The organism is Gemmobacter serpentinus (assembly GCF_008973825.1).
GTDB lineage: Bacteria > Pseudomonadota > Alphaproteobacteria > Rhodobacterales > Rhodobacteraceae > Gemmobacter > Gemmobacter serpentinus.
Genome location: NZ_WCHR01000004.1, coordinates 146,270 through 169,603 on the forward strand (window position 1 = coordinate 146,270; position 23,334 = coordinate 169,603).

General features: G+C 62.2%; 25 protein-coding genes. 9 read left to right on the forward strand and 16 right to left on the reverse strand.

Annotation, left to right across the window (positions count from 1 at the left end; genetic code table 11):
* Positions 1-74 precede the first annotated feature (74 nt).
* The 5 genes from GBJ34_RS01885 to GBJ34_RS01910 form a co-directional block, all read right to left on the reverse strand.
* On the reverse strand, positions 75-968 hold the full coding sequence (locus GBJ34_RS01885; protein ID WP_151717556.1) for a hypothetical protein: 894 nt from the start codon (positions 966-968) through the stop codon (positions 75-77).
* The gene (locus GBJ34_RS01890) at positions 965-1,294 is read right to left on the reverse strand and encodes a hypothetical protein (protein ID WP_151717557.1); all 330 of its coding nucleotides are present in this window, start codon (positions 1,292-1,294) and stop codon (positions 965-967) included. The genes GBJ34_RS01885 and GBJ34_RS01890 overlap by 4 nt, the downstream gene beginning before the upstream one ends.
* Entirely contained in the window at positions 1,278-2,495 is a 1,218-nt protein-coding gene (locus GBJ34_RS01895; protein ID WP_151717558.1) for a hypothetical protein, read from the reverse strand. The genes GBJ34_RS01890 and GBJ34_RS01895 overlap by 17 nt, the downstream gene beginning before the upstream one ends.
* 580 nt (positions 2,496-3,075) lie before the next feature.
* Positions 3,076-3,753: a hypothetical protein gene (locus GBJ34_RS01905; RefSeq protein WP_151717560.1), complete on the reverse strand. Its 678-nt coding sequence runs from the start codon at positions 3,751-3,753 to the stop codon at positions 3,076-3,078.
* Complete coding sequence (locus tag GBJ34_RS01910) at positions 3,750-5,075, reverse strand: tyrosine-type recombinase/integrase (protein ID WP_151717561.1); 1,326 nt, start codon at positions 5,073-5,075, stop codon at positions 3,750-3,752. The genes GBJ34_RS01905 and GBJ34_RS01910 overlap by 4 nt, the downstream gene beginning before the upstream one ends.
* A 335-nt stretch (positions 5,076-5,410) precedes the next feature.
* Between GBJ34_RS01910 and GBJ34_RS20420 the strand changes: the two genes are divergently transcribed.
* Complete coding sequence (locus GBJ34_RS20420) at positions 5,411-5,569, forward strand: hypothetical protein (RefSeq protein WP_192931077.1); 159 nt, start codon at positions 5,411-5,413, stop codon at positions 5,567-5,569.
* Between the two features lie 475 nt (positions 5,570-6,044).
* Here the strand turns inward: GBJ34_RS20420 and GBJ34_RS01915 are convergent, their stop codons facing one another.
* Positions 6,045-6,626, reverse strand: coding sequence for a CHAP domain-containing protein (locus GBJ34_RS01915; RefSeq protein WP_226341008.1), 582 nt, complete (start codon positions 6,624-6,626; stop codon positions 6,045-6,047).
* A 289-nt stretch (positions 6,627-6,915) separates the two neighbouring features.
* Between GBJ34_RS01915 and GBJ34_RS01920 the strand changes: the two genes are divergently transcribed.
* Positions 6,916-7,269, forward strand: coding sequence for a RidA family protein (locus tag GBJ34_RS01920; protein ID WP_151717562.1), 354 nt, complete (start codon positions 6,916-6,918; stop codon positions 7,267-7,269).
* Positions 7,270-7,371: 102 nt separating this feature from the next.
* Here the strand turns inward: GBJ34_RS01920 and pgi are convergent, their stop codons facing one another.
* The 6 genes from pgi to GBJ34_RS01950 all read right to left on the reverse strand — a co-directional run bounded on the left by pgi (position 7,372) and on the right by GBJ34_RS01950 (position 14,051).
* The gene (gene pgi, locus GBJ34_RS01925) at positions 7,372-8,973 is read right to left on the reverse strand and encodes a glucose-6-phosphate isomerase (RefSeq protein WP_151717563.1); all 1,602 of its coding nucleotides are present in this window, start codon (positions 8,971-8,973) and stop codon (positions 7,372-7,374) included.
* An 80-nt stretch (positions 8,974-9,053) separates the two neighbouring features.
* Positions 9,054-9,725 carry a 6-phosphogluconolactonase gene (gene pgl / locus GBJ34_RS01930; protein WP_151717564.1) on the reverse strand — a complete coding sequence of 224 codons (672 nt, stop codon included), beginning with the start codon at positions 9,723-9,725 and terminating at the stop codon, positions 9,054-9,056.
* Positions 9,722-11,179: a glucose-6-phosphate dehydrogenase gene (gene zwf, locus GBJ34_RS01935; protein ID WP_151717565.1), complete on the reverse strand. Its 1,458-nt coding sequence runs from the start codon at positions 11,177-11,179 to the stop codon at positions 9,722-9,724. The genes pgl and zwf overlap by 4 nt, the downstream gene beginning before the upstream one ends.
* 124 nt (positions 11,180-11,303) lie before the next feature.
* Complete coding sequence (locus GBJ34_RS01940; RefSeq protein ID WP_151717566.1) at positions 11,304-12,002, reverse strand: MgtC/SapB family protein; 699 nt, start codon at positions 12,000-12,002, stop codon at positions 11,304-11,306.
* A 90-nt stretch (positions 12,003-12,092) separates the two neighbouring features.
* Entirely contained in the window at positions 12,093-12,677 is a 585-nt protein-coding gene (locus GBJ34_RS01945; protein ID WP_151717567.1) for an HNH endonuclease, read from the reverse strand.
* A 168-nt stretch (positions 12,678-12,845) separates the two neighbouring features.
* The gene (locus GBJ34_RS01950) at positions 12,846-14,051 is read right to left on the reverse strand and encodes an MFS transporter (protein WP_151717568.1); all 1,206 of its coding nucleotides are present in this window, start codon (positions 14,049-14,051) and stop codon (positions 12,846-12,848) included.
* Positions 14,052-14,130: 79 nt separating this feature from the next.
* Here GBJ34_RS01950 and GBJ34_RS01955 point away from each other — a divergent pair, with 79 nt between their 5' ends.
* Positions 14,131-14,760 (forward strand): DNA-3-methyladenine glycosylase family protein, encoded by a 630-nt coding sequence (locus GBJ34_RS01955; RefSeq protein WP_151717569.1) that lies wholly within the window; start codon positions 14,131-14,133, stop codon positions 14,758-14,760.
* Positions 14,757-15,413, forward strand: coding sequence for an alpha/beta hydrolase (locus tag GBJ34_RS01960; protein ID WP_151717570.1), 657 nt, complete (start codon positions 14,757-14,759; stop codon positions 15,411-15,413). The genes GBJ34_RS01955 and GBJ34_RS01960 overlap by 4 nt, the downstream gene beginning before the upstream one ends.
* A gap of 143 nt (positions 15,414-15,556) precedes the next feature.
* On the opposite strand, the gene GBJ34_RS01965 is transcribed toward GBJ34_RS01960, so the two are convergent.
* The 3 genes from GBJ34_RS01965 to GBJ34_RS01975 all read right to left on the reverse strand — a co-directional run bounded on the left by GBJ34_RS01965 (position 15,557) and on the right by GBJ34_RS01975 (position 18,506).
* Positions 15,557-16,312 carry a phytoene/squalene synthase family protein gene (locus tag GBJ34_RS01965; protein WP_151717571.1) on the reverse strand — a complete coding sequence of 252 codons (756 nt, stop codon included), beginning with the start codon at positions 16,310-16,312 and terminating at the stop codon, positions 15,557-15,559.
* A gap of 10 nt (positions 16,313-16,322) precedes the next feature.
* Positions 16,323-17,945 carry a citramalate synthase gene (gene cimA, locus GBJ34_RS01970; RefSeq protein WP_151717572.1) on the reverse strand — a complete coding sequence of 541 codons (1,623 nt, stop codon included), beginning with the start codon at positions 17,943-17,945 and terminating at the stop codon, positions 16,323-16,325.
* 99 nt (positions 17,946-18,044) lie between these two features.
* Positions 18,045-18,506, reverse strand: coding sequence for a Fe-S cluster assembly transcriptional regulator IscR (locus tag GBJ34_RS01975; protein WP_151717573.1), 462 nt, complete (start codon positions 18,504-18,506; stop codon positions 18,045-18,047).
* 157 nt (positions 18,507-18,663) lie between these two features.
* Here GBJ34_RS01975 and GBJ34_RS01980 point away from each other — a divergent pair, with 157 nt between their 5' ends.
* From GBJ34_RS01980 to GBJ34_RS01995, 4 genes are read left to right on the forward strand one after another with little or no spacing between them, the layout of a single operon-like run.
* A complete protein-coding gene (locus GBJ34_RS01980) occupies positions 18,664-19,323 on the forward strand; it encodes an alpha/beta hydrolase (RefSeq protein WP_151717574.1) in 660 nt (219 codons plus the stop codon).
* Complete coding sequence (locus GBJ34_RS01985) at positions 19,323-19,556, forward strand: hypothetical protein (RefSeq protein ID WP_151717575.1); 234 nt, start codon at positions 19,323-19,325, stop codon at positions 19,554-19,556. Before GBJ34_RS01980 ends, GBJ34_RS01985 begins: the two co-directional genes overlap by 1 nt.
* Positions 19,549-19,965 carry a hypothetical protein gene (locus tag GBJ34_RS01990; protein ID WP_151717576.1) on the forward strand — a complete coding sequence of 139 codons (417 nt, stop codon included), beginning with the start codon at positions 19,549-19,551 and terminating at the stop codon, positions 19,963-19,965. Before GBJ34_RS01985 ends, GBJ34_RS01990 begins: the two co-directional genes overlap by 8 nt.
* The gene (locus GBJ34_RS01995; RefSeq protein WP_151717577.1) at positions 19,962-21,113 is read left to right on the forward strand and encodes an HD domain-containing protein; all 1,152 of its coding nucleotides are present in this window, start codon (positions 19,962-19,964) and stop codon (positions 21,111-21,113) included. Before GBJ34_RS01990 ends, GBJ34_RS01995 begins: the two co-directional genes overlap by 4 nt.
* Positions 21,114-21,243: 130 nt before the next feature.
* Here GBJ34_RS01995 and GBJ34_RS02000 read toward each other — a convergent pair whose 3' ends face one another.
* Complete coding sequence (locus GBJ34_RS02000) at positions 21,244-21,924, reverse strand: hypothetical protein (protein WP_151717578.1); 681 nt, start codon at positions 21,922-21,924, stop codon at positions 21,244-21,246.
* A gap of 134 nt (positions 21,925-22,058) precedes the next feature.
* Between GBJ34_RS02000 and GBJ34_RS02005 the strand changes: the two genes are divergently transcribed.
* On the forward strand, positions 22,059-23,273 hold the full coding sequence (locus GBJ34_RS02005) for an NADP-dependent isocitrate dehydrogenase (RefSeq protein WP_151717579.1): 1,215 nt from the start codon (positions 22,059-22,061) through the stop codon (positions 23,271-23,273).
* Positions 23,274-23,334: the final 61 nt, after the last annotated feature.

Sequence of the window (23,334 nt, forward strand, 5' to 3'; positions counted from 1 at the left end):
GACGGCTCCTTTCGTTGGAGCCAAAATCGGCGGCGCGGATCGGAAATCGCTGCGCCGCCAAATTCCGATGCCAATCAGCCCTTGAGAATGTGCACGAGGGTCTTTGTGTCGGTCGGGAATGCGCCGCCCGGCGCGGCTTCCAGCTTGCTAAGCCGAAAGAATGACGCACGGGGTTGGTCAGCAGGGGCGCGGCCTTCGCGCCCGGCTTCGCTGCGGGCACAATCATGAGCGAAGCCCGTCGCGCAATACTTGGAAAACCCCTCCAACAACAATCGCGCTGCGGTATATGGCCGCGCGTCTCGCCACTCGGGAACGGAGGCCCGAGCGGTTCGGATCAGAGCATCTCGGCGCCGCTTTGCAATCGCCGGGGCGGCAGTCGTTCCGCTTGCAGGTTGAAGGCCCATCAGGCGTCCCAGCGGGATCACCCGACCGTCAAGGTCCGTGTCGCCCCGCAGGATCGCCTCGCCCGCCTCAATGCCCCGTGCAGCTAGCGCCCTTACCGCCGGGTCAATGGACATCTGTGACCATTCCATCATGGCGAACCAATCATCGAGCAGATGGGCGGCACCCTTCCCGCGCAGCACCTCTGGCCCGTCCGGCGCATAGAGGCCGCCAGTTCGGTATGCGTCGAGATATCTGCCCGTCTTGCGCCACGCCCGATCAGGATCGCCTGCAAGCGTGGTTGTGCCGGGCGGATCGACTGGAGGCGGGCCGGGCGGCAAAGGCGGCACAGCGGTCGAAGCCTGTTCGACCAGATCGCTCAGGGCGGCATCTGACATGACCGCCCGTCGTTGCCGGACAGAAGGTGCCTTGACGGGCGTGGCGTCCAGCGCAGCCGCAATTTGCGCTGGATCGAAATCCAGCGCGAATAGGATGCCGTCGATGAGGGCTGTCCGATCTTCCGCTCTGCGGCCCGCAAGGGTCGCGCGCAGAGCGGTTTGCAACTGACTGGTTGCGGTTGGCGTCATAGCGTGCGCCCTTTTGCGGAGAAGACGATGACCTGTGCAACCGGGCGAGGTGGTTGTTTTGACCGCTCCTCCGCGATCAACCGGCGCGTTTCGGAGGTGAGGCGGGCGATCACGGCGGCAGTCACTGCGGTGTCATGAACGCCGCGTTCATTGAGTGCGGCGCGGGCGCCGAAAATATGCGCAGCCCATAGCTGTTTTGCGGTTCCCGTGTCGCCCTTGGCGAGCAGACGCACGAGGCGAGACGAGATGGACTGCGGTCGATGGCGTGGGAGAAGCGCTTCCATCGTGGCAGCGGTGACCGCGATTTTTTCAGAACCGTACGACATTCACGACCTCCAAGATTTCAGGGGTTGCAAGGCCGCCCTTTGTTTCTTCCGCCGCTTCGGGTGCATACTCCGGGAATGCTCCGATAAAGGCCGACACGGCAGTCTTCGGATCAATCGCGCCGGGTGCGGCCCGATGCGCCTTCTGGGCAATCGCGCGCAGGCAGTCAGCCAGCTCTTGCAGGTGCTCTCTGGGCGTTATGCGGTCTTCGTCAAGGAGCGCGGCCAGCGGGGCCAGAGCCGAAGCTACACCATCAACTACAAACCGGCGCTGCTTTCCATCGCGGCGCATGAAACCTGAAACATAGGCGACCGCCAAATCGTGGGCAGTCATCCTGTGTTGCGCACCTTCGGCAGTAGCGAAGGCCATCGCACAGGAAAGTCGTTCAATATCGTCCACCGCAAGACCGAGTTCTGCGAGACCAGTCTTCCGACGAGCCGTATGACCGGGCGCGGAACGCGCGCCCGGATCAGCCCCAATCGTGTGGTCAGCCGCACGACCAAGTTTCCCGGAGAAAGCTCGCTGAGTGCTGCCAGTCGCGAAGTCAGGATCGGAACGCCACGCGTCGGGATCAGCGGGATCGACGGAAGCGGCAAGAGGCTCCTCAAGAGCCTCGCTGCCGTTTTCTGCTGCCGCGTCGGTTTCCAAATGGCGATCTTCACTCTCGATAATTACGGAATAAACATCTTTTATAGAATTGGCGGGCGCGCCCTTAGGCGCGCGCCCGCCTTCCAAAGATTTCTTTCTAGTAATGGTCCCCGATTTTTCGGGGGAAACCTTCCCCGATTTTTCGGGGGAAACCTCCTTGAGAGGCTTAGTGGTATTACCCGATTTTCCGGGTGAAACCCTAAGGCAAGTTTTCACCGATTTTTCGGGGGAAACTGCATCGGGGATCGACATCACATAAGTGTTGGCGAGCCGCCCACCGTTCTCTCCGCTGGTGGCCTTCGGTGTCTCGGCAATGAGCAGATACTCCCGCGCCCGGAAGCGGCCAAGCGACGCCTCAGCGGTGCTTTCTTCGCACCGCATCAAGTCTGCGAGGCGTCGCGCGGACATAAAGAACCGAAAGTCGTCACCAACAATTTCGATAAAGAAAAGCGCGGCGAATGCGTCCCGCGGCTTCATCTCGGGATCGCGTTTGAGGGCATCGAGGAAGGTAAATATGAACGTGGCCTTTTGCGACTTAGGGTTGCTACCATTCATTCCCGGCCCTCCCGCGAGGGCGGGTCTTGCCGCCAGACCAAGGCCGTGGCATCATGTTCCCGATCCATCCTGATCTGGAATTCTGCCCCGTTCGCCGTTTCCCCGGCGGCGGGGCTTTCCAATTCTAGCCGCACGTCTGTGCCTCCTGCTTGCCGCCCGTGGGCGGCGTGTTTCCATCCGGCTCTCCAATCAGAAAAGTTTGCCTCGCACCGAATGCGGGCAGGCCTTGACAGATTGATGTGATGTCCTGCTGTTGTCCACCCGGAGAGCCTACGCGGGGCCACCAGCGGCCCCGTAGCCGCGATCAGGCGCAGATGCGTGCGGCCTCCCAAGCCTCAAGATCTTCGAGGCGAAACCGGACACAGCCGGGGGAGAGTTGGACGGGCTTGGGAAAAGATGGATCGACCTTGCGCCAGCGCCAAACGGTCGTTCTGGTCACGTTGTAGCGTTCGCCAACTGTTTATCGGTGAGAAACATTTTGCACCCATTTCGTTGCGGATGCCCACCAACTTGAACATATTAAAAGCTATGGCAAAACCTTTCGGTAACTCCACGGGAACGCAGGGTAGTTATGAAAAACTCAGAGCTTTCGCAGATCGGCCAGAAGCCCCGCCATACCGGGGACCGGCGCTCCGGTGACATGCTCAGCAACGATGGCAATGAAGGCCGCGAAGCCTTTGTCGCCGCTAGAGTTTCCACCAAGCGGGATACCAGCCGCGCGGAAGATCGGGACAATTGCCTCGCCAAACACTTCGACAGGCTTCTTTCTCAGGTTCGCTGTATAACTACCGCGTCCACCGGCCTTTTCTGGCATGCCCTCAATTTCATCTAGTACCTCGTCTACTGCTGAAAGGACCTCGCTATGAAGCAAATCGAAGAGCGAGCCTACGAATGTTGCAGTGAGTTGATCCAAATCTCCCCCCTCCGCGACCAGCTGAAGCCCGCGTGTATCATTGATTAGGCCGACGACCTCGCCACGGATGCGCCGGGCCCGTTCAATAAGGGCCTCCACTTCTGGGCGCGACCATTCCCGGGGTATTCCCACGGTCGCAATTTCCCCCCGCCACACCCCGACTCGAGCCTCGATCTCAGCCCTCCAGTCGTCATTGTCGCACAATCTGGCGAGCCGCCCGTCAGATGCGATAACGCGCTCCCACAATGGACGCAGAGCTTCATCCTTTGCCGCCTTGGCACGCTCACCGGCAAGGACAAGAGCGGCGACCAGCCGCGTTCCGTCCTCAGGATTGAGGTCTGTCATGCTCGCACCGCCGGAAAGGCGACCACAGTGCTCGTGTCCCCCCCCTCGATGAAGTCGGCCCATGCCTGCATCATCGCCCGGCGCCGCTCCACCATGTCGGTTCGACGATAGGCTCGCTCAACTGCGCTTCCAACCTGATGCGCGAGCGCGATCTCAGCCATTTCCCGGTCATATCCGCTCTCGGCGGCCCAATCACGAAACACGCTGCGTAGACCATGCGGCACTGCCGCCCTACCGCTGCGGGGATCGCGCCACCCGGCTTTATCCGGATCGTTACCCGCTTCTTTAGCGGCGGCTTCCGCTTCCTCTTGCATCCGACGCATGACAGCGGACACGCTCATATCAGACAGCATTTTGCCGGTGACACTTGGAAAGACAAAAGGAACGTCTAACATCTTCGGAAGCGTCTCAAGCAGGGCAATTGCCGAAGGCGAAAGAGGAACGCGGTGCTCACGGTCCATTTTCATCCTCTCCTTCGGAATCACCCACATCCGAGCTATCAGGTCGATTTCATCCCACCTCGCACCCCGAACCTCGCCTGAGCGGCTGGCGCAAAGGGCCGCGAACCTCAAGGCGAGCGCGCCCTGCCCGTCGCGCAGGCAAAGCTCGGCCCACCATGCTGGAACGTCCGTGAGTGCCAACGCGGGAAAGTTGCCAACCTTTCCCTTCTCGACCACGCTCGGAGCAGGCAGCAATTCCTTAAGATTGCCGCCCCATCTGGCCGGGTTGTCACCTGCCCTGTGCCCCGCGACCGTCGCCCACGACAAAATCCCTTCAAGGTAGCTGCGGAGCTTTTGGCCCGTGTCGGGCTTGCCGCTCCATACGCCACCCAAGGCTCGCACGATGTCCTGCACGGTGATTTCCTGCACAGACAGCGCTCCGATCTCCGGTAACGCATATCGGGTGATCGTGGACCGGATCGCTTTCTGTGATTTTTCCGGTCGGTGGGTCATCTTCGCGGCAACCCATTTCTCCATCGCATCGGAAAATAGAAGGGTCCGAGCCGATGCCGCCGCCAGCGCAGCGCGGACGGCCTTGCGCTCTTCGATAGGATCAACGCCAGCTTCGATCTTCGCCTTGGCCTCTCGCGCCTTATCGCGCGCGGCGGCAAGACCGATTTCGGGATATGGGCCAAGACCGATGGCTCGGCGCGTGGTGCCAACCGTTGTCCGCAAGAGCCAGCTTTTCGTCTGGCCGGGTGTGATCTGCAGAAGCAGGCCAGCCACGCCACCAACCGCGAACCATTCGTTGCGATCTTTCGTCCCACTGTGAACCGCCCGCTTCACATCAAGCGCGCCCCATTCCTTCGCCCGCTTCGGCATATGTCTCCTCCTCCATCATCCAAGGGGAGACCGGGTTATATTCCCAATTCTGGAATAGAACTGACCCAAAGCGCGCTAGCCGCCCCGCTAGCCAAAAACTTTGCGACAAAATGCAATTTCACGCAATAGGATGTGGCCGAAAATATCCATAACCACTTGATTTATTGAAACAATGCAACGGATCGCAACGGAGTAAAAATGGCTCTTGGCGCCCTTCACCCGCTCCAAGCTCCCATCAAGTCTTCCGATCGATCTGTGACGTCAGGTCACGCGATGCAACCATATGGGGTGTTGCGCGTTGATATCGCATGGAATGGAAGAAGATGGAGAGTGCCATGACACGCATCCCCTATGGTATCCGCGTGAATGAGGCGGGCTTTCGTGAAGCAGGCTTTCGCCCGGTTCATGTGCAGCCCGGACCGCCGCAGCCCCTGCCCTTTTTCGCGCTTGGCGCGGCCATCGGGCTGGTCAGCGCCATGATGGCGCTGCTGTAAAGCATTTCAGTTTATCCGTGTCGTTGAGAGGTTATTGGGGGCGTTGCGACGTTTGTGGGTCGGCATTGACTAGCTGTTTTGCCAACCGAGTGTGAGCGCCAGCACTTGAAGATGCCACGAATTGAAAGATGTGTGCTCGCAAGGCGTGATGCGTTTCACATCATCTTGGCAAGATGCAAGCAAGGCGTATCCCTGCGCGATGTAAGGTCAGCTTCGGCTCGTCATCGATGGCATCTTGGGTTCTGCCCGCCCCTCTCCACGCAAGCAAACGGGCGCGCTTTCCACGCGCCTTTGCACTCTGCGCGTATGCTTTCGGCACGGGCGGCAGGGGTTCAATCAGCGCAGCTATCTTGATGGTCTATACGAGGGGCGACGCACAGCCGGGCACGCAAGCCTGAACAAGCTAGAAAGCGCCGCCGGTCGTGATGGCACAGGTCAATTTGACCGTTCAGACTGGGATCACTTCAGACGCTGTTCAGTTGTAGATGAAGCCAAAGATCGGATTCACACGGCCCATGCTGCCATCGGCATTCACCACACGCACCTCAGACCAGTCATTGGCGGCGGAAACGTCGATCACCAGCTGATCCTTGGTGATACGGTTGCGCACCCAATTGGCATGGTCGATCTGGATCCGGCGGGAATCGATGATGTTCGACACCACCGCGACATGGCCCATCGGCATCTTCTTGGTGCCACGGAAGTTCATCACCGCACCGATCTTGGGATCCGAGCCGCGCTCGTAACGCGCTGCGGCCTGTTTCCACCAGGTGACGGCATTGCCCTTGATCTCGACCCCGGTGACCGCACGGGCGAACGGCACGCACCAGATGCGGCCCTTGCTCGGCTTGGTATTGGCCTCGGCCACGGCAACGGCCTGCTTCAGTTCGGCCCGGGCCAGTTCCAGTTCGGCCGCCGCCTTGCGCAGCGCGCGCTTCTGCCCCGGCTTCATCGCCTGTTCCGTGGCACCGGTATGACCCTGATTGGCAAGCGCGCCCTGGGCGGGCAGGATCAGGGCAAGGGCGACAAGGGCGGCGTTGAGCGGGCGAAGAAGCATCTTATGTCCGGGTGTTGTGACAGCCCGGCAGGTTTGGCATGGCCGGGTTCAATTCTGCAACGCAGCAGAATCTTGCCGGGCAGAATCCCGCCATCTGTCAAAACCTGCCCGGCGGGATTTCGCTGGTGCAGTATGATCACGGTCTGTAACCGGATATTTCACAGTTGACCGATCCGTGATTTGCCGTGATTCGGGCGTGTCTTGGCAGTTCGGACCCTCATCCACCGTCAATGGCTTCCCTTTCTGCCCCCAAGCCGCTAGCACTTCTGCAACCAATCAGGAGGTTCGCATGAACGGCGATATCAAGCGCTTCGGCACAGGCCCCCGCATGAGCGAGGGCGTGAGCTATAACGGCATCATCTGGCTGGCAGGCCAGGTCGGCAATCCCGGCGATAGTGTCGCGGATCAAACCCGCACCTGCCTGGCAGAAGTTGACCGCATTCTGGCCGAGGCCGGCACCGACAAGACCCGGATCCTGTCGACCCAGATCTGGCTGGCCGATATGGCCGATTTCGCCGAGATGAATGCGGTCTGGGATGCCTGGGTGCCGCAGGGGCATACGCCCGCACGCGCCACCGGCGAGGCCAAGCTGGCGACGCCTGCCTATCTGGTCGAGGTCATCGTGACCGCCGCGCTGAAGTAAGCGCGAATTTTCGACGAAAATTCGTGGGCCTGCAGACGGCCTCAGATAGAAAAGGCCCCGGTGCGCAGCTCTTCGCGCCGGGGCCTTTTTCGTTCAAGGTGCTCAGCCGCGCAGATAATCGACCAATTGCCGCGTCGAGCCATCCTTGCTCGCGGCATCCGCCTTGCCCTCAAGGATCGGCTGCAGCGCCAGTGCCAGTTCCTTGCCCAGCTCCACCCCCCATTGGTCATAGGAGTTGATGCCAAGGATCACGCCTTCGACAAACACCCGATGCTCATAAAGCGCAATGATCTGACCCAGAGTGAAGGGCGTCAGCTGCGGAATGGCCAGCGTGGTCGAGGGGCGATTGCCCGGAAAGACGCGGTGGCGCGCCTGACGGTCAAGCTCGGCCCCGGTCAGGCCCTTCTTCGCCATGATGGCGCGGGCATCATCCAGGCTGCGACCGCGCATCAGCGCCTCGGATTGCGCAAGGCAATTGGCCACCAGCAAAAGATGCTGATGCGCCAGATCCGGTTCATGGCCCTGCCGCGCCACGATGAATTCGCAAGGGATCACCCGGCTGCCCTGATGGATCAGCTGGTAGAAGGCGTGTTGGCCATTGGTGCCGGGCTCGCCCCAGACCACCGGGCCGGAATCATACTCCAGATCGCTGCCATCCATCGCGACGCGCTTGCCGTTGCTTTCCATCTCCAGCTGCTGAAGATAGGCGGGCAGCCGCGACAGCCGCTGGTCATAGGGCAGCACGGCGCGGGTAGCATAACCGCAGATCTGGTTGTGCCAGACGCCGACCAGCGCCAGCAGAACCGGCAGGTTTTCCGCGAATGGGGCCGCGCGGAAATGCGCATCCATATCGGCACCGCCCTTGAGAAAGTCGTCAAACGCCTCCGGGCCGATCGCGATGGTCAGCGCAAGGCCGATCGGCCCCCACATGGAATAGCGCCCGCCAACCCAATCCTCAAAGCCGAAGACCCGTTCGGGATCAATCCCATAGGCAGCGGTCTTGTCGGCCGCGGTGGACACGGCCGCAAATTGTGCCGCCGGGTTCTTGACCTTTTCCGCCATCCACCGCTTGGCGGTATCGGCATTGGTCATGGTCTCGATGGTGGTGAAGGTCTTGGAGGCCACAATGACCAGCGTGGTCTCGGGGTTCAGGCCCTTCAGCGTGTCGGCGATATGCGCGCCATCGACATTGGAAACGAAATGACAGCGCGGCCCGTCAGCAAAGGGCGCCAGCGCCAGATAGGCCATGGCGGGGCCAAGATCCGATCCGCCAATGCCGATATTCACCACATCGGTGATGCGTCCGCCCTGACCCTGGATGCGGCCCTCGCGCAGATCGCGGGCAAAAGCCGCGACCCGGGCATGGGTCGCGCGCAGCTCGGGCATGACATCCTGGCCATCGACGATCACCGATGCGTCCAGATTGCGCAGCGCGGTATGCAGCACGGCGCGGCCCTCGGTCTCGTTGATCTTGGCCCCTGCGAACATCGCGTCGCGTTTGGTCGCAACCCCTGCCCCATCGGCCAGTTTCACCAGAAGATCAAAGGCTTCGGCGTCGATGTTTGTTTTGGAAAAGTCGAACAGCATCCCGGCATGGCGGGCAGAAAAGGCCGCCGCCCGACCGGGATCGGCAAAACGCGCCGCAATGGCGGTGCCGGAATTTGCGGCCCAATGCTGGCGCAGCGCGTCGAAACGGGTGGTCATCCGGGATCTCCGTGATCGGTCTATGGGCAGAAATATTGGCGTCAGAATATGTGCGTCAGGGCCAGTGCGCGCGTGTCAGCTCATTCGGCCCAATGGACCGTGGCGTTCTTCAACACTGCCGCAATCGGCGCTTCAAGGGGGGACAGATGCGCTGCGCGTTCCAGCGCCGCGCGTTTTTCGGTCCCGGTGATCAGCACATGAATGTTCATCGCCCCGGCCAGATGCGGCGCGGTCAGGGTGATGCGCGGCTCACCTGCGGCCTCGGCCCGCATCGGCAGCAGGATCGGCGCATCAGGGCTCAGCCCCTCTGCCAGACGGTCCGCGCCGGGAAAGAGGCTTGCGGTATGCATATCCGCCCCCATGCCCAGCAACAGGACCGAGATCGGCAGATGCGGGCGCAGGCCCTCGGCCAGTTGATCCAGCACCTGCTCGGGCTGGTCGGCCGGCGCATAAAGCGGCACAAGATCGGCGTTCAAGGCCTTGCCACGCAACAGTCTTTCGCGCAGCAGCCTTGTGTTGGAGCGCGGACTGTCCTCAGGCACCCAGCGTTCATCGTTCAGGAAAACACTGACATTTTCCCAATCCAGATCGACGCCGGACAGCGTGTCGAAGATCGGCCCGGGCGTGGTGCCGCCGGGCACGCAAAACGATGCGCGCCCCTCGCGGCGCAGGAAATCGGCCAATTCACCGGCGATGCGGTCGGCCAGCGACAGCATCAGCAATTCGCGGTCCGGATAGGTTTCGAAATTCATTCCCGCACCTCGCGCCAGCGACGCCCGTCGCGATGCATCAGCATCAGCGCATCCTCGGGCCCGGAAGACCCGGCATCATAGCCCTTGGGCCGGTCCCCGCGTGCCTCCCATCCCTCGATGATCGGGTCGGTCCAGGCCCAGGCGGCCTCCAGCTCGTCGCCGCGCATGAACAGCGTCTGGTTGCCGCGGATCACATCCATAATCAGTCGCTCATAAGCATCGGGAATATCGGCCCCCTCTTCGCCAAGCGCCTCGGCAAAGCTCATGTCGAGAGGCACCTGCACCAAACGCATCCCGCCCGGCCCCGGTTCCTTGATCATGACCTTCAGGTTCATGCCCTCATTCGGTTGCAGCCGGATCACCAGGACATTCTCGCGCCAGCCTGCGGCATCATCGAAAATCGAATGTGGCGGTTCCTTGAAGGTGATGGCGATCTCGCTGGCACGGGCACGCAACTTCTTGCCGGTGCGCAGATAGAAGGGCGTGCCCTTCCAGCGCCAATTGGCGACATGGACCTTCAGCGCAATATAGCTTTCGGTCCGGCTTTCAGGGTTCTCGGCATCTTCCAGATAGCCCGGCGCGGTTTTGCTGGCCAGATACTGGCCGCGCACGATGTCTTCGGGTGGCACCGGCTGCAAGGCACGGATCACTTTAAGTTTTTCGTCGCGCACCGCATTCGGGTCAAAGTGATAGGGCGGCTCCATCGCGATCAGGCACAGAAGCTGCATCATATGGTTCTGCACCATGTCACGCATGGCACCCGATTTGTCATAGTAGCTGCCGCGCCCCTCGACCCCCACGGTTTCCGACACGGTGATCTGCACATGGTCGATATATTGGGTGTTCCACAGCGGCTCGAACAGGATATTGGCGAAACGTACCGCCATCAGGTTCTGCACCGTCTCCTTGCCCAGATAATGGTCGATCCGGTAGATCTGATTTTCAGAGAAATGGCTGGCCAGCGTGGCATTCAGCGCCTTTGCCGTTGCCAGATCGCGGCCAAAGGGCTTTTCCACCACGATGCGCGAATGGGCATTGGCGATGCCATGCGAATGCAGTTTTTCGGCCAGTTCCCCAAACAGCGCAGGCGCCACCGAGAAATAGAAGGCCCGCACCACACCCTTGCGCATCAGGCCTTTCAACGTGGTCCAGCCCGCCTCGCCGCGTGCGGCATCGATCGAGACATAATCGAGCCTTTGCAGGAAATCCGCGATCACCTTGGGGTCGCGCCGGTCTGCCGGCACAAATTCATCGATGGCCGCAGTCACCAGCGCGCGAAAGCCGTCGGCATCCAGATCGGTGCGGGCGGCACCGATGATGCGGCATTCTGCCGGCACCTGGCCGGCGAGATAGCGGCGATACAGGCCGGGAAGGATCTTGCGGCGGGCGAGATCGCCCGTGGCACCGAAGATGACAAGGTCGAAGACCTCAACAGGAATGACACGCGAAACCATGGCTCTCCTCGCAGGATGGCGCCGGGTCGCCTGACGCCACCGCCGTTAGCGCTAACGTGACAGGTTCTAGCCCCGGACGCGCAGAAAGTCTAGCATCGGTTTCAGGCGGGCGGAACTGTCGGGATCAGGCCTCGTCCAGCCCATGCCAGCGCACGGATTTCAAGCCCGGTTCTGCGGCAAGCCGGGTCATGATCTGCTCCAGATCGTGCTCGGTCTTGCCCGGCGCGCTGACATTGGCGGTCAGTGCGACCGACTCACCCCCGTCCAGCGCCTTCATCGTCAATTCGCTGACCTGCCACCCCGCCACCCCCAGCGTGCGCAGCATCAGCGCGCGAGTGTCGCCTTCGCGCGCGGGCAGACAGATCACGGTCACATCGTAATGCCGGATCAGCCCGGTATCTGTGCCGGTCTTGCGCTTCATCCATTGCACCAGCGGCCGCAGCCCGAGATTGACAAAAACCACAAGGCCGGTGGTGACCAGAGCATGGGCCCAATAGCCGCCGCCCGCCAGCACGCCCACAGCCGCCGCGCACCACATGGTCGCCGCTGTGGTCAGGCCATGCACATTCAGCCCGTCGCGAAAGATGATCCCCGCGCCAAGAAAGCCGATGCCCGAGACCACCTGCGCAGCGATCCGGGTCGGGCTGGTATCCTGCTCATGCGTCATCGAGAACACGACAAAGGCCGCAGCGCCTAGCGCCACCAGCGCATTTGTGCGCAGACCCGCCTTGCGCTGCCGCATCTGGCGCTCCACCCCGATCAGGGCACCGCATCCCAATGCAACCGACATGTTGAACGCCGCCGCCGCAAGACTCACCAGCATTTCCGACGACTCCCTGTCAGGTCAAAACGCCAGCCTAGCCGAAAGCGGCACGAGATCGGCATGTTTTGCGACAGATTTATGACAATCCCGTCAGGCTTCCAGCTCGGCATCCCAGTAGAGGAAATCCAGCCAGCTGTCATGCAGGTGGTTGGGCGGGAAACGGCGGCCATGGGCGTGCATTTCCTCGGGGCTTGGCTGCACCGGCTGGCGTTTCAGATGCATTCCGACCTGTCGCAGCGTCTTGTTCGCCTTGCGCAAGTTACAGGGGCTGCAGGCCGCCACGACATTCTGCCACGAGGTCACCCCCCCCTTGGAGCGCGGCACGACATGGTCAAAGGTCAGATCGCCGCGCCCGCCGCAATACTGGCAACAGAATTCGTCCCGCAGAAAAAGATTGAAGCGCGTGAAGGCCACGCGCTTCTGGGGTTTGACAAAATCTTTCAGCACCACGACCGAGGGTATGCGGAACTCTGCCCTCTGACTGCGCACGGTCGTATCATATTCGGCGAGGATCTGCACCCGTTCCAGACAGACCGCCTTGATCGCCTCCTGCCAGGGCCAGAGGCTGAGCGGATAATAGGAAAGCGGCCGGTAATCGGCATTAAGCACAAGTGCCGGATAATGCTTCAGTGCCGCAGGTTCGCGCACGAAACTCGTCCTGAAATCGCCGTCCATCGTCAATCCGCCTCCGTCCCGTAGACCATCCGGCCGACCGGGGCGAGGAACCCGCCCCGACAGCCAAACTATATATCGCGTCCTGAGGCTGGCAAGCCCCATGCTGTCGCATAGAAGGCTCGCAATCTTTGGTAAAAGTCTGATGAAACCTGCGGCGCTCCGTTGCGGTCAGCGCGTCTCTTTCGGGCGCATTGCGAACCAGATCAGCGCGGCCCCGGCCAGGATCAGGAAAGGCAGCATCGCCATGTTCACCGCAGACCACCCGGCCTGCACAGTGCCGCCCGAACAATTCATCAGCCCGCCCGATGCAAAAGAGGCGATCGAGACCCCGCCAAAGACGATGGCATCGTTGAGCCCCTGCATCGTGCCGCGCTCCTCGGGGCGGTTGTTCGCGGCAATCATCGTGGTGGCACCGATGAAGCCGAAGTTCCACCCGACGCCGAGCAGGATCAGCGCGGCATAGAAATTCTCCAGCGCCACCCCGCTCATCGCGACGGCCCCGGCAGCGGCAAGGATCACAAGGCCAAGCGCAATCACCCGCTCCACCCCGAAGCGGGCGATGACATGGCCGGTAAAGAACGAGGGCGCATACATCGCCAGAACATGGGCCGAGACGATGCTGGCCGCATCCGATGTCTCGAAGCCGCAACCCACCACCGCCAGCGGCGAGGAGGTCATCACAAGGTTCATCAAAGCATAGGACACCGTGCCGCAGATCACAGCGACGGCAATCGCGGGGGTGCGCAGCAGCTCCATCCGGCTGCGCCCGCGCGGGGCCTCTGCCGTGCGGACCACCGGGCGCGGCGCGTGCAGGGCGGCAAACAGGAACGGCCCGATCAGGTTCAGCCCGATCACCGCCAGATAGCTGCCAAGGAAGGGCACGACCATCGCATCCGCCGTCACCTTCACCAGTTGCGGCCCGAAGATCGCCGAAGCAAGGCCCCCAGCCATCACGCCGGAAATCACCTTGGGGCGGATCGCATCTGAGGCCAGATCGGCGGCAGCAAAGCGGAAGAATCCTTGCGCCGACATATAGCCGCCCGAGATCAGGCTGGCCGATGCAAAGAGCCAAAATGATCCGATGAACAGCGCATAGGCCGCGATGGCGGCACCAACCGCCCCCGCCAGCGTGCCGATGGTGAAGCCTGCCTTGCGGCCAAAGCGCTGCATGATCGCGCTCAGCGGTTGCGCCCATAGCATTGAGCCGATCACCATTGCCGTGATCGGCAGCGTCGCCCAACAGGGATTGCTGGCAAGCGAACTGCCCGCAAGGCCCGCGACTGTAAAGATCAGCGGCATCTGGGCCCCGATCACCGCCTGCGCGACGATCAGCACCCACATATTGTGACGGGCAAGGCGGTCATTCTGGTCCATGACCGGCGACTATCCCTGCGGCACTGCCTTGTGCAAGGGCCTTCTGTCCGGCTAGCCTGCGGCAAAACGGAGGGACCGCATGGTCGGACGCATCATCGAGGGGCCTGACGATATTGCCGAAGGGGTGGATTGGCTCTCACGCCATGACAAGCGTTTCGCACAAGCCTATGAAATGACAGGTGAATTGCCACTTCGCCGCAACCCGGAGGGGTTTGCGCAACTGTTGGGTGCCATTGTCAGCCAGCAGGTCTCGGTGGCCTCGGCCCGCGCGATCTGGGGCCGGGTTCAGGCGGCAGGGCTGCACAGCCCCGAGGCCGTGCGCGGCGCGACGGATGAGGATCTGCGCGCCTGTGGCCTGTCGCGCCCCAAGCTGCGCTATGCCCGTGCCTTGGCCGAGGCCGATCTGGATTTCACCGCGTTGCGCCTGATGTCCGATGATCAGATCATCACGCAACTCATTGAACTGCCTGGGATCGGCCGCTGGACGGCCGAGATCTACGCGATGTTCAGTCTGGGCCGCGCCGATGTCTTTGCCCATAATGATCTGGCCTTGCAGGAATCCTGGCGGCTGCTGTTTGAGCAGGAAAATCGCCCCAATGAGCGCGAGATGCGCGCCATTGCGGCAGCATGGAGCCCGTGGCGCGCGGTTGCGGCGCGGCTGCTCTGGGCCTACTACCATGTGGCCAAAGGTCGGGAAGGGATCAGATGACGCTGGAATCAAAACGTCGCGCACCGCAATCGGGCACTGCCCGCTCCATGGTGATTTTTGTCCATGGCTATGGTGCCGATGGCGCGGACCTGCTGGGTCTTGCCGATCCACTGGCACCACATCTGCCCGATACGGTGTTTTACAGTCCGAACGCGCCGGAAAAATGCACCAACAACCCGTTCGGCTATCAGTGGTTTCCGATCCCCTGGCTGGACGGGTCCAGCGAACAGGCGGCGAAAACCTCGATGGCGGCCTCGGTCGATCTGCTGAACGCCTTCATTGATGAGAAGCTTGCCGAGAACAACCTCACCGCGGAAGCCCTTGCTCTGGTTGGGTTTTCGCAAGGCACGATGATGAGCCTGCATATCGCGCCGCGCCGTGACACGGCGATTGCCGGGGTGGTCGGCTTTTCGGGCCGCCTGCTGGAACCCGAACGCCTGCATCCGGAAACCCGGGTCAAGCCGCCGATCCTGCTGGTTCATGGCGATGCCGATGAAATGGTCCCGTTCGAGGATATGGGCCGCGCCGGAAACGCATTGGTCGAAGAGGGGTTCGAGGTCTATGCCCATGTGATGAAGGGCACCGGCCACGGCATCGCGCCCGACGGGCTGCAAGTGGCGCTGTCTTTCCTCAGCGACAAGCTGCCCGCCTGAACCCGCCTTGCGGCCCGCGCAACTTTGCGGCGTAACCTTGCTTCCCTGCTCAGGCTTGCTTTGCGGCCTGCAATTGCTTTGCTGATTGCCCAAATACTCCCGCCGGAGGCATCCGCCGGCGGAGCAAGAGTAAACGCATCACATTAATAATGTCCGGTAAGCGATTGCCATAACAAGCGTTTTCGCCGGGTGAACTCGGTCGGAACCAGCTTGCCCTCCGCCACCAATGCCGGGTCCCGCACCGCCATTTCCAGCACAGGCCGTGTCAGATAGGCGGCAAGCGCCGCGCCGCGCGGCAAGGGTTGCCGTGCCTCGGCCAGCCGCAGCAGACCGGCGCGGGCCAGTGCCGCAACCCCGGCGCGGGTGCCATCCAGCAGGGGCACCCGCCCCAATTCCTCCAGCTTTGGCACCGCCCGCAGATAATTCGCCAGGGCCTGCCCGGTGCCAAGCGCAAGGGCCGAAGGGCCGCTGCTGGCGGCCGCGCCAAGCGCCAGGGCAGAGACCTGCATCAACGCGCCCCCCGTCGCCTCCAGATAGGCCCAAAGTCCTGCCTCATCGGCATGGGGGTCGCGATAGATATCCCATTGCCGGGCCGCCGCCATCCCGTCCAGAAGATCCAGCGGCAAGGCCTTGGTGCGGATCAGTTTTCCCAACGGGGACGCCACCTCATGCGGCTGCGCCGGCCCCTGCGCCTCGGCCTCGATCACATCGCGCCACCATTGCAGGCGCATCTCGGCGATCATCGGCTCCTTGCTGGCCCAGGGCGCGCGCGCCAGTTCGGCATTGAAGGCGTAAAGGACCGCGAGGGTCGCGCGGTCGCCCACGGGGGCCGCCATCAGTGCCGCAAACCGCTCCGGGTCGCTGCGTTGGACGATCTCGGCGCAGGCCTCGATACTCATGCAGAAAGGCTCATCTTGCCGGCACCACTTCATCGCGGATCAGTTTCCACCGCACCGCATCGAGCAGCGCCTCGAAACTGGCGTCAACAATATTGGGCGAAACGCCGACGGTCGACCAGCGTTGCCCACGCCCGTCCTCGCTGTCGATGATGACGCGGGTCACCGCCTCGGTGCCGCCTTGCGTGATGCGCACCTTGAAATCCACCAGCTTCATGTCGTCGATACAGGCCTGATACGGCCCCAGATCCTTTGCCAAGGCCTTGGACAGCGCATTGACCGGCCCGCGGTCGCTGCCCGTCGCATCGCGGCTTTCCGAGACCGACAGCATCTGCTGGCCCGCGACGGTGACCACAACCACCGCTTCCGACAGGCTGATGCGGCGACCATCGGGTTCATTGCGGCGCTCCACCGTCACGCGGTAGCGCTCCACATCGAAGAAATGCGGCGCAAGGCCCAATGCGCTGCGCGCCAGCATCTCGAAGGAGGCCAGCGCCCCGTCATAGGCGTAACCCTCATCCTCGCGCTGCTTCACCACATCCAGGATATGGCCAAGGCGCGGATCGTCCGATGCCACCTCGATCCCCGCCGCCTTCAACCGCGCGCGCAGATTGGACTGTCCCGCCTGATTGCTCATCGGAATCAGACGGGTATTGCCGATCACCGCCGGATCGACATGTTCATAGGTCGAGGGGTCTTTCAGGATGGCCGAGGCATGTAGCCCGGCCTTGTGCGCAAAGGCCGATGCGCCGACATAGGGCGCGGAGCGCAGCGGCACCCGGTTCAGGATATCATCCAGCATCCGCGAGGTTTTCACCAGATCCGCCAGCGCCGCCGCGCTGATGCCGGTCTCCAATGTGCTGCAGAATGGCTCCTTCAGCGCCAGCGTCGGAATCAGCGTGACAAGATTGGCATTGCCGCAACGCTCGCCCAACCCGTTCAACGTGCCCTGGATCTGTCGCGCCCCGGCCCGCACCGCCGCAAGGCTGTTGGCCACCGCATTGCCGGTGTCGTCATGGCAATGGATGCCCAAATTCGCGCCCGGAATGCCCGAGGCGATCACCGCGCGGGTGATCGCGCCGACCTCTTCGGGCAGCGTGCCGCCATTGGTATCGCATAGCACGATCCAGCGCGCCCCGGCCGCAAACCCGGCATGAAGGCAGGCCAGCGCATAATCCGGGTTGGCCTTGTAGCCATCAAAGAAATGCTCGGCATCCAGCATGGCCTCGCGGCCCCTTGCCACGACATGGGCGATGGAGGCGCGGATATTCTCGACATTCTCTTCCAGCGTGATGCCAAGCGCGGTGGTCACATGGAAGTCATGGCTTTTGCCGACCAGACAGACGGCGGGGGTCGCGGCGTCCAGCACGGCTGCCAGAACATCGTCATTCTCGGCCGAACGCCCGGCGCGCTTGGTCATGCCAAAGGCGGTAAAGCGCGCCCGGGTTTCCGGGCGGGCGCGAAAGAAATCGCTGTCGGTCGGATTGGCCCCCGGCCATCCGCCTTCGATGTAATCCACCCCAAGCGCATCAAGGGCCGCGGTGATATGCAGCTTTTCTGCCAGCGAGAACTGCACCCCTTGGGTCTGCTGCCCGTCACGCAGGGTTGTGTCGAAAAGGTAAAGACGCTCGCGCATGTGGCTGGCTTTCGGCAAGGATCAGGCTTGTGCGGCCGCACAGGCTTCGGGGCTGGGGCGATCGGTCCGGGTCGGTTGAACCGGGGCAAGCAGCCTGGTTCAATCTTCGTCAACGACGCGGAACAGCGCGGGCACAGCCGGGCAAGGCCGCATTTCGTTGCGGATCACATCGGACAGACGGGTCTGGTGCAAAAAGACATAGACATGGGCCGAAAGGCCTTCCCAAAGCCGGTTGGTCAGCGATTGCGCGCGCGACCCCGATACCCCGCCCGAGGCACCTGCCCCGGTATGCAGCGCGTTCACCGTCTCCTCGACGGCCTCCATCACCTCGGAGACCCGGATGTCGGACGGGCTGCGCGACAGGCGATAGCCACCGCCCGGGCCGCGCACGGCCTCGACCAGCCCCGACCGGCGCAGCTTCACGAACAGCTGTTCCAGATAGGGCAGCGAAATATCCTGCCGTTTCGAGATTTCGGCCAGCGAAACCAGATCCTCAGGCTTGGCCAAGGCCAGATCGGCCAAAGCGACCATGGCATAGCGGCCTTTCGTCGAGAGTTTCATCTGCAGCCCTCCCCAAATCCATTGACGCCACCGACCGGGGCGCTTAACTCAACCCCATGCCTGCGGCATCGCCGCTTGGGATTAGAACAACCGCCCGGATTGCGCAATCTTCAAGGAAGGTTCTATCGCGGGCGTTGACAAGGACAAAGGCGACGAAATGCCCGAAGTGATCTTTGCCGGCCCCGAGGGCCGTCTGGAAGGCCGTTATCACCCGCAAAAGGACCGTGACGCGCCGATTGCCATCGTGCTGCATCCGCATCCGCAATTCGGCGGCACGATGAACCAGAAGGTCGTCTATAACCTGCATTACACCTTCTACAATCTGGGTTTCACCGTTCTGCGCTTCAATTTCCGTGGTGTCGGGCGCAGTCAGGGCGAATATGATCAGGGCATTGGCGAGCTGTCCGATGCAGCCTCGGCGCTGGATTACCTGCAAGCGATGAACCCCAATTCCAAGCATTGCTGGGTTGCGGGCTTCAGCTTCGGGGCCTGGATCGGGATGCAGCTTCTGATGCGCCGCCCCGAGATCACCGGCTTCATCTCGGTGTCGCCCGATGCGTCGCGCTATGATTTCAGCTTCCTCGCGCCCTGCCCGGCCTCCGGCCTGATCATCAACGGCACCGCCGACCGGATCGCGCCGCCGAAGGAAACGCTGACCCTGGTGAACAAGCTGCATGAGCAAAAGGGCATCACCATCACCCACGATCAGGTGGACGGTGCCGACCACTTCTTCACCAATGAAGAACAGCATATGAAACCGATGCTGGACACGGTTTCGGGCTATGTGAAACGTCGTCTGGGCGAAGGCACGCGCTGATGGGCGTCACCGAAGACCTGGCCGATGCCCTGGCCCGCGACGTGCTGGCCGCGATGGACGAGATGGGCGACGAGCGTTACTTCATGGAGATCGGCAAGATGCTGGCCTCGCTCTCGCCCTCGATGGAAGACGGGTTCATGACGGCCATGCGGGTGCGGCTGGCCGAACGGCGGGCGCGCGATATGCTGGCGCGTCGGCTGGCCAGCTTCCGCAAGGAAAAGGCGGGTGAATAGCACGCGGCAGCCGGGCGCGGGAAATCCGTTGCGGCTGATTGCATTCATGGCGCTTGGTATGGGCGGCTTTCTGGGCCTGCCTTTGGCGATCCGGGGGCAATCCTGCACGGCCCCCGCCGCGCCTCTGTCCGACCTGCTGGTGCAGCCTGTCGCGCTGCTCTCCATTCTGGCCCCCATCGTCGCGGGCTATTTCATCCTTTTCGCTGCCCCGCCGGGTCGTCGGATCTCGCCGATCCTGCGCCTCTCCGCGATCCTGCTTGCGGTCATCCTGCCGATCACCGCGCTGACCCTGATGATGTCAGGCTTTTGTAATAGCGGCCTCAGCGCCGTCGAATTTGCCCTGCGCATCGGTGTCGGGCTTGCCGCAGCAGCCCTTGCGCTGCGCCTGATCTCGGTGCCCCAACGATGAGCGACCGCCTGCAACTCCAGTTCGATTTCCTGAATGCGGCCGACCGGCTGAAATCGGTGGATCGCGCCAATGTGCTGATGGATATCAGCCGCCCAGAAAATGTCGCCGAACATAGCTGGCATCTGGCGCTTTGGGCGCTGATCATGGGCGCGCCAGATGGGGTCGATCTGGACCGGGTCATTGCGATGCTCTTGCTGCATGACCTCCCCGAGATTGACTGCGGCGATCACCCGATCCATCTGCAGCATGATCTGGCCGCGGTGGCGGCCGCCGAGCTTGCGGCGGCGCAGCATCTGTTCAGCCTGTTGCCCACCGATCTCCATGCCCGCTTCCTTGCCTTGTGGCAGGAGTTTGAGGCGGCCGAGACGCCCGAGGCCCGGCTGGCCAAACGCTATGACCATGCGCAGCCGATCTTTCAGGTGCTGATGGCGCAAGACCCGCTTGAGGATCATCTGGCAGTCGTGCGCGACAATCTGTCTACCGGGCGCGCCGCGCGGTTTCGCGGCGAATGGCCCGCGATCCATATCCATGCCTCCGATCTGCTGAACGGTGGCCCCGGCACCGCTGACACCGACCTGCGCGCATGTCTGGCCTTTCTGGCCGAAGCCGACCGGCTGAAATCGGTTTACCGCGCCACCACGCTTGTCGATGCCTCGCGCCCCGAAAATTCCGGTGAGCACAGCTGGCATCTGGCGCTTTACGCCTTGACCCTTGCCGATCAGGCCGCAGAGGGCGTCGATATCACTCGCGTCATCCGCATGTTGTTGCTGCATGATCTTGTAGAGATCGATGTGGGCGATGTGCCGATCCATTCCGCCAATGGCACGGCGCATGGCAGCACCGCCACGCAGGATGCCGAGGCCCGCGCCGCCGACCGTATTTTCGGCCTGCTGCCCGCCGCACAAGGCGCGGAAATGCGCGCGCTTTGGGATGAGTTCGAGGCGGCGGAAAGTCCTGACGCCGTTTTCGCCAAGAGCCTGGACCGGGTGCAACCGGTCATGGCCAATCTGATGTCAGGCGGCGGCACATGGATCAGCTATCAGGTGACAGCCGAGCAGCTGGAGACCCGCGTCGGCGTCAAGATCGCCCGCGGTGCGCCGCAGCTCTGGCCCTGGGTCCGCGCCCAGACCGCGCGCTATTTCGGCTGACCGCCGGCAAGCGCGCCCGGCGACTGGCCGAATGCGCCTGGCGCAATGCAGAGGACCCCGGCGATAAAATGTTCATATCGCCTGGCCCAAACCATTATTTCGATTGAGAAAACCTCTTCACGATATCGCTTCACGGCAAATGTCGCCCCGCCCGGAGCATGGGCACGATTCCCTTCAGCTTGCGTCCCTCGGCCAGCCAATCGCGCACCGCGCAGGCCGAGCGGGTATAGACCGGCAGGGCCCGCTTGGCATCGGGGGCCAAGCGATTGAATTCCAGCGCATTGCGCGGCAGCGCGCCCTTTTGTGGCTTGGTGCAGGCGGATTTCTGGGCTGCTTCGGGTGGCTGCTGCGACAGGATCACCGCCACCCCCTCATCAAACCAGAGCGGCAGCGCCTTGCTGAACAGCCCGCCCATCGGCAGCGCGCCATGCAGCGTCGCATGGGTCAGTTCATGCACATAGACGCCACCATCCCTTGAGGCATTGGCATCCAGCGTGATCAGGCTCGCGCCATAGGTCATGCCACGCGCCTTCATGCCATTGGCGCGATTGCATTCCGGGCTGGCACAGATCCACCACTCCACCGCCTGCACATCCCCCATATATTTCAGCACCTTGGCACTGGCTTTGTTGATGCGTTCGCGGATCGCCGCGACCTCTTCGGGCGTGGCATTGCTGTCGATCCACAGACCCGGCACGATCTGTGACATGCCCTTGCGCGAAGGCAGCCCCTGCGCCGCTGCGGCCCCGGCCCCGGCCCCGATCCCCGCGATCCCCATCACCACCACCAGGGCAAGGCCAATGATCCGCATCGATTTTCCTTCCGTTTCGTCTTGTCTTCAACATCGGCGGAATTTGGTATGCAATTGCATACCGGGCTTTCCATCTTCCGCCTTTTCCGTTATGCAAACCCCATCCGAATCCTCAACCTGAAAAGGCCAGGCGTATGAGCAAGATCAAGGTAGCAAACCCCATCGTCGAGATGGATGGCGACGAGATGACCCGGATCATCTGGGACTTCATCAAGAAGAAACTGATCCTGCCCTATCTGGATGTCGATCTGCTCTATTACGATCTGGGCATCGAGGAGCGTGACCGCACCAATGACCAGATCACCATCGATTCGGCACTGAAGACCAAAGAGGTCGGCGTTGCGGTGAAATGCGCAACCATCACCCCCGACGAACAGCGCGTCGAGGAATTTGGCCTGAAACAGATGTGGAAATCGCCCAACGGCACCATCCGCAACATTCTGGGCGGCGTGATCTTCCGCGAGCCGATCATCTGCAAGAACGTGCCGCGTCTGGTGCCGGGCTGGACCCAGCCGATCGTCGTGGGCCGCCATGCCTTTGGTGACCAGTATCGCGCGACCGACTTCCTGTTCCCCGGCAAGGGCAAGCTGACGATGAAATTCGTCGGCGAAGACGGCACCGTGATCGAGCGTGACGTGTTCGACGCCCCCGCTGCAGGTGTGGCCATGGGCATGTATAACCTGGACCAGTCGATCATCGACTTCGCCCGGTCGTCGATGAACTATGGCTTGCTGAAGGGCTGGCCGGTCTATCTCTCGACCAAGAACACCATCCTCAAGGCCTATGATGGCCGCTTCAAGGATCTGTTCCAGAAGGTCTATGAGGAAGAATTTGCCGACAAGTTCAAGGCCGCGGGCATCCATTACGAACACCGCCTGATCGACGATATGGTGGCATCTGCCCTGAAATGGTCGGGCGGCTATGTCTGGGCCTGCAAGAACTACGATGGCGACGTGCAGTCGGACACCGTGGCGCAGGGCTTCGGCAGCCTTGGTCTGATGACTTCGGTGCTGATGACGCCCGATGGGCAGGTGGTGGAGGCCGAAGCGGCGCACGGCACCGTGACCCGTCACTACCGCCAGCACCAGGCGGGCAAGGAAACCTCGACCAACTCCATCGCGTCGATCTTTGCCTGGACCGGCGGCCTCAAGCACCGCGCCAAGCTGGATGGCAACGAGGCGCTGGCGAAATTCGCTGCGACCTTGGAGAAGGTTTGCGTGCAGACCGTCGAAGATGGCTGGATGACCAAGGATCTGGCGCTGCTGGTCGGCCCGGATCAGAAATGGCTCACCACCATGGGCTATCTGGAAAAGGTCGACGAATATCTGAACAAGGCGCTTGCCGCCTGATCGGGATCCCGATTTTTCGTCGAAAAATCGTGCAGGAAAAATCATATGGGGCGGCCTTCGG

Bases quoted from the DNA above. Each gene is read 5' to 3' on its own strand.
- GBJ34_RS01885 (WP_151717556.1), bottom strand. From the start codon at position 968: ATGACGCCAACCGCAACCAGTCAGTTGCAAACCGCTCTGCGCGCGACC.
- GBJ34_RS01890 (WP_151717557.1), bottom strand. From the start codon at position 1,294: ATGTCGTACGGTTCTGAAAAAATCGCGGTCACCGCTGCCACGATGGAA.
- GBJ34_RS01895 (WP_151717558.1), bottom strand. From the start codon at position 2,495: ATGAATGGTAGCAACCCTAAGTCGCAAAAGGCCACGTTCATATTTACC.
- GBJ34_RS01905 (WP_151717560.1), bottom strand. From the start codon at position 3,753: ATGACAGACCTCAATCCTGAGGACGGAACGCGGCTGGTCGCCGCTCTT.
- GBJ34_RS01910 (WP_151717561.1), bottom strand. From the start codon at position 5,075: ATGCCGAAGCGGGCGAAGGAATGGGGCGCGCTTGATGTGAAGCGGGCG.
- GBJ34_RS20420 (WP_192931077.1), top strand. From the start codon at position 5,411: ATGACACGCATCCCCTATGGTATCCGCGTGAATGAGGCGGGCTTTCGT.
- GBJ34_RS01915 (WP_226341008.1), bottom strand. From the start codon at position 6,626: ATGCTTCTTCGCCCGCTCAACGCCGCCCTTGTCGCCCTTGCCCTGATC.
- GBJ34_RS01920 (WP_151717562.1), top strand. From the start codon at position 6,916: ATGAACGGCGATATCAAGCGCTTCGGCACAGGCCCCCGCATGAGCGAG.
- pgi (WP_151717563.1), bottom strand. From the start codon at position 8,973: ATGACCACCCGTTTCGACGCGCTGCGCCAGCATTGGGCCGCAAATTCC.
- pgl (WP_151717564.1), bottom strand. From the start codon at position 9,725: ATGAATTTCGAAACCTATCCGGACCGCGAATTGCTGATGCTGTCGCTG.
- zwf (WP_151717565.1), bottom strand. From the start codon at position 11,179: ATGGTTTCGCGTGTCATTCCTGTTGAGGTCTTCGACCTTGTCATCTTC.
- GBJ34_RS01940 (WP_151717566.1), bottom strand. From the start codon at position 12,002: ATGCTGGTGAGTCTTGCGGCGGCGGCGTTCAACATGTCGGTTGCATTG.
- GBJ34_RS01945 (WP_151717567.1), bottom strand. From the start codon at position 12,677: ATGGACGGCGATTTCAGGACGAGTTTCGTGCGCGAACCTGCGGCACTG.
- GBJ34_RS01950 (WP_151717568.1), bottom strand. From the start codon at position 14,051: ATGGACCAGAATGACCGCCTTGCCCGTCACAATATGTGGGTGCTGATC.
- GBJ34_RS01955 (WP_151717569.1), top strand. From the start codon at position 14,131: ATGGTCGGACGCATCATCGAGGGGCCTGACGATATTGCCGAAGGGGTG.
- GBJ34_RS01960 (WP_151717570.1), top strand. From the start codon at position 14,757: ATGACGCTGGAATCAAAACGTCGCGCACCGCAATCGGGCACTGCCCGC.
- GBJ34_RS01965 (WP_151717571.1), bottom strand. From the start codon at position 16,312: ATGAGTATCGAGGCCTGCGCCGAGATCGTCCAACGCAGCGACCCGGAG.
- cimA (WP_151717572.1), bottom strand. From the start codon at position 17,945: ATGCGCGAGCGTCTTTACCTTTTCGACACAACCCTGCGTGACGGGCAG.
- GBJ34_RS01975 (WP_151717573.1), bottom strand. From the start codon at position 18,506: ATGAAACTCTCGACGAAAGGCCGCTATGCCATGGTCGCTTTGGCCGAT.
- GBJ34_RS01980 (WP_151717574.1), top strand. From the start codon at position 18,664: ATGCCCGAAGTGATCTTTGCCGGCCCCGAGGGCCGTCTGGAAGGCCGT.
- GBJ34_RS01985 (WP_151717575.1), top strand. From the start codon at position 19,323: ATGGGCGTCACCGAAGACCTGGCCGATGCCCTGGCCCGCGACGTGCTG.
- GBJ34_RS01995 (WP_151717577.1), top strand. From the start codon at position 19,962: ATGAGCGACCGCCTGCAACTCCAGTTCGATTTCCTGAATGCGGCCGAC.
- GBJ34_RS02000 (WP_151717578.1), bottom strand. From the start codon at position 21,924: ATGCGGATCATTGGCCTTGCCCTGGTGGTGGTGATGGGGATCGCGGGG.
- GBJ34_RS02005 (WP_151717579.1), top strand. From the start codon at position 22,059: ATGAGCAAGATCAAGGTAGCAAACCCCATCGTCGAGATGGATGGCGAC.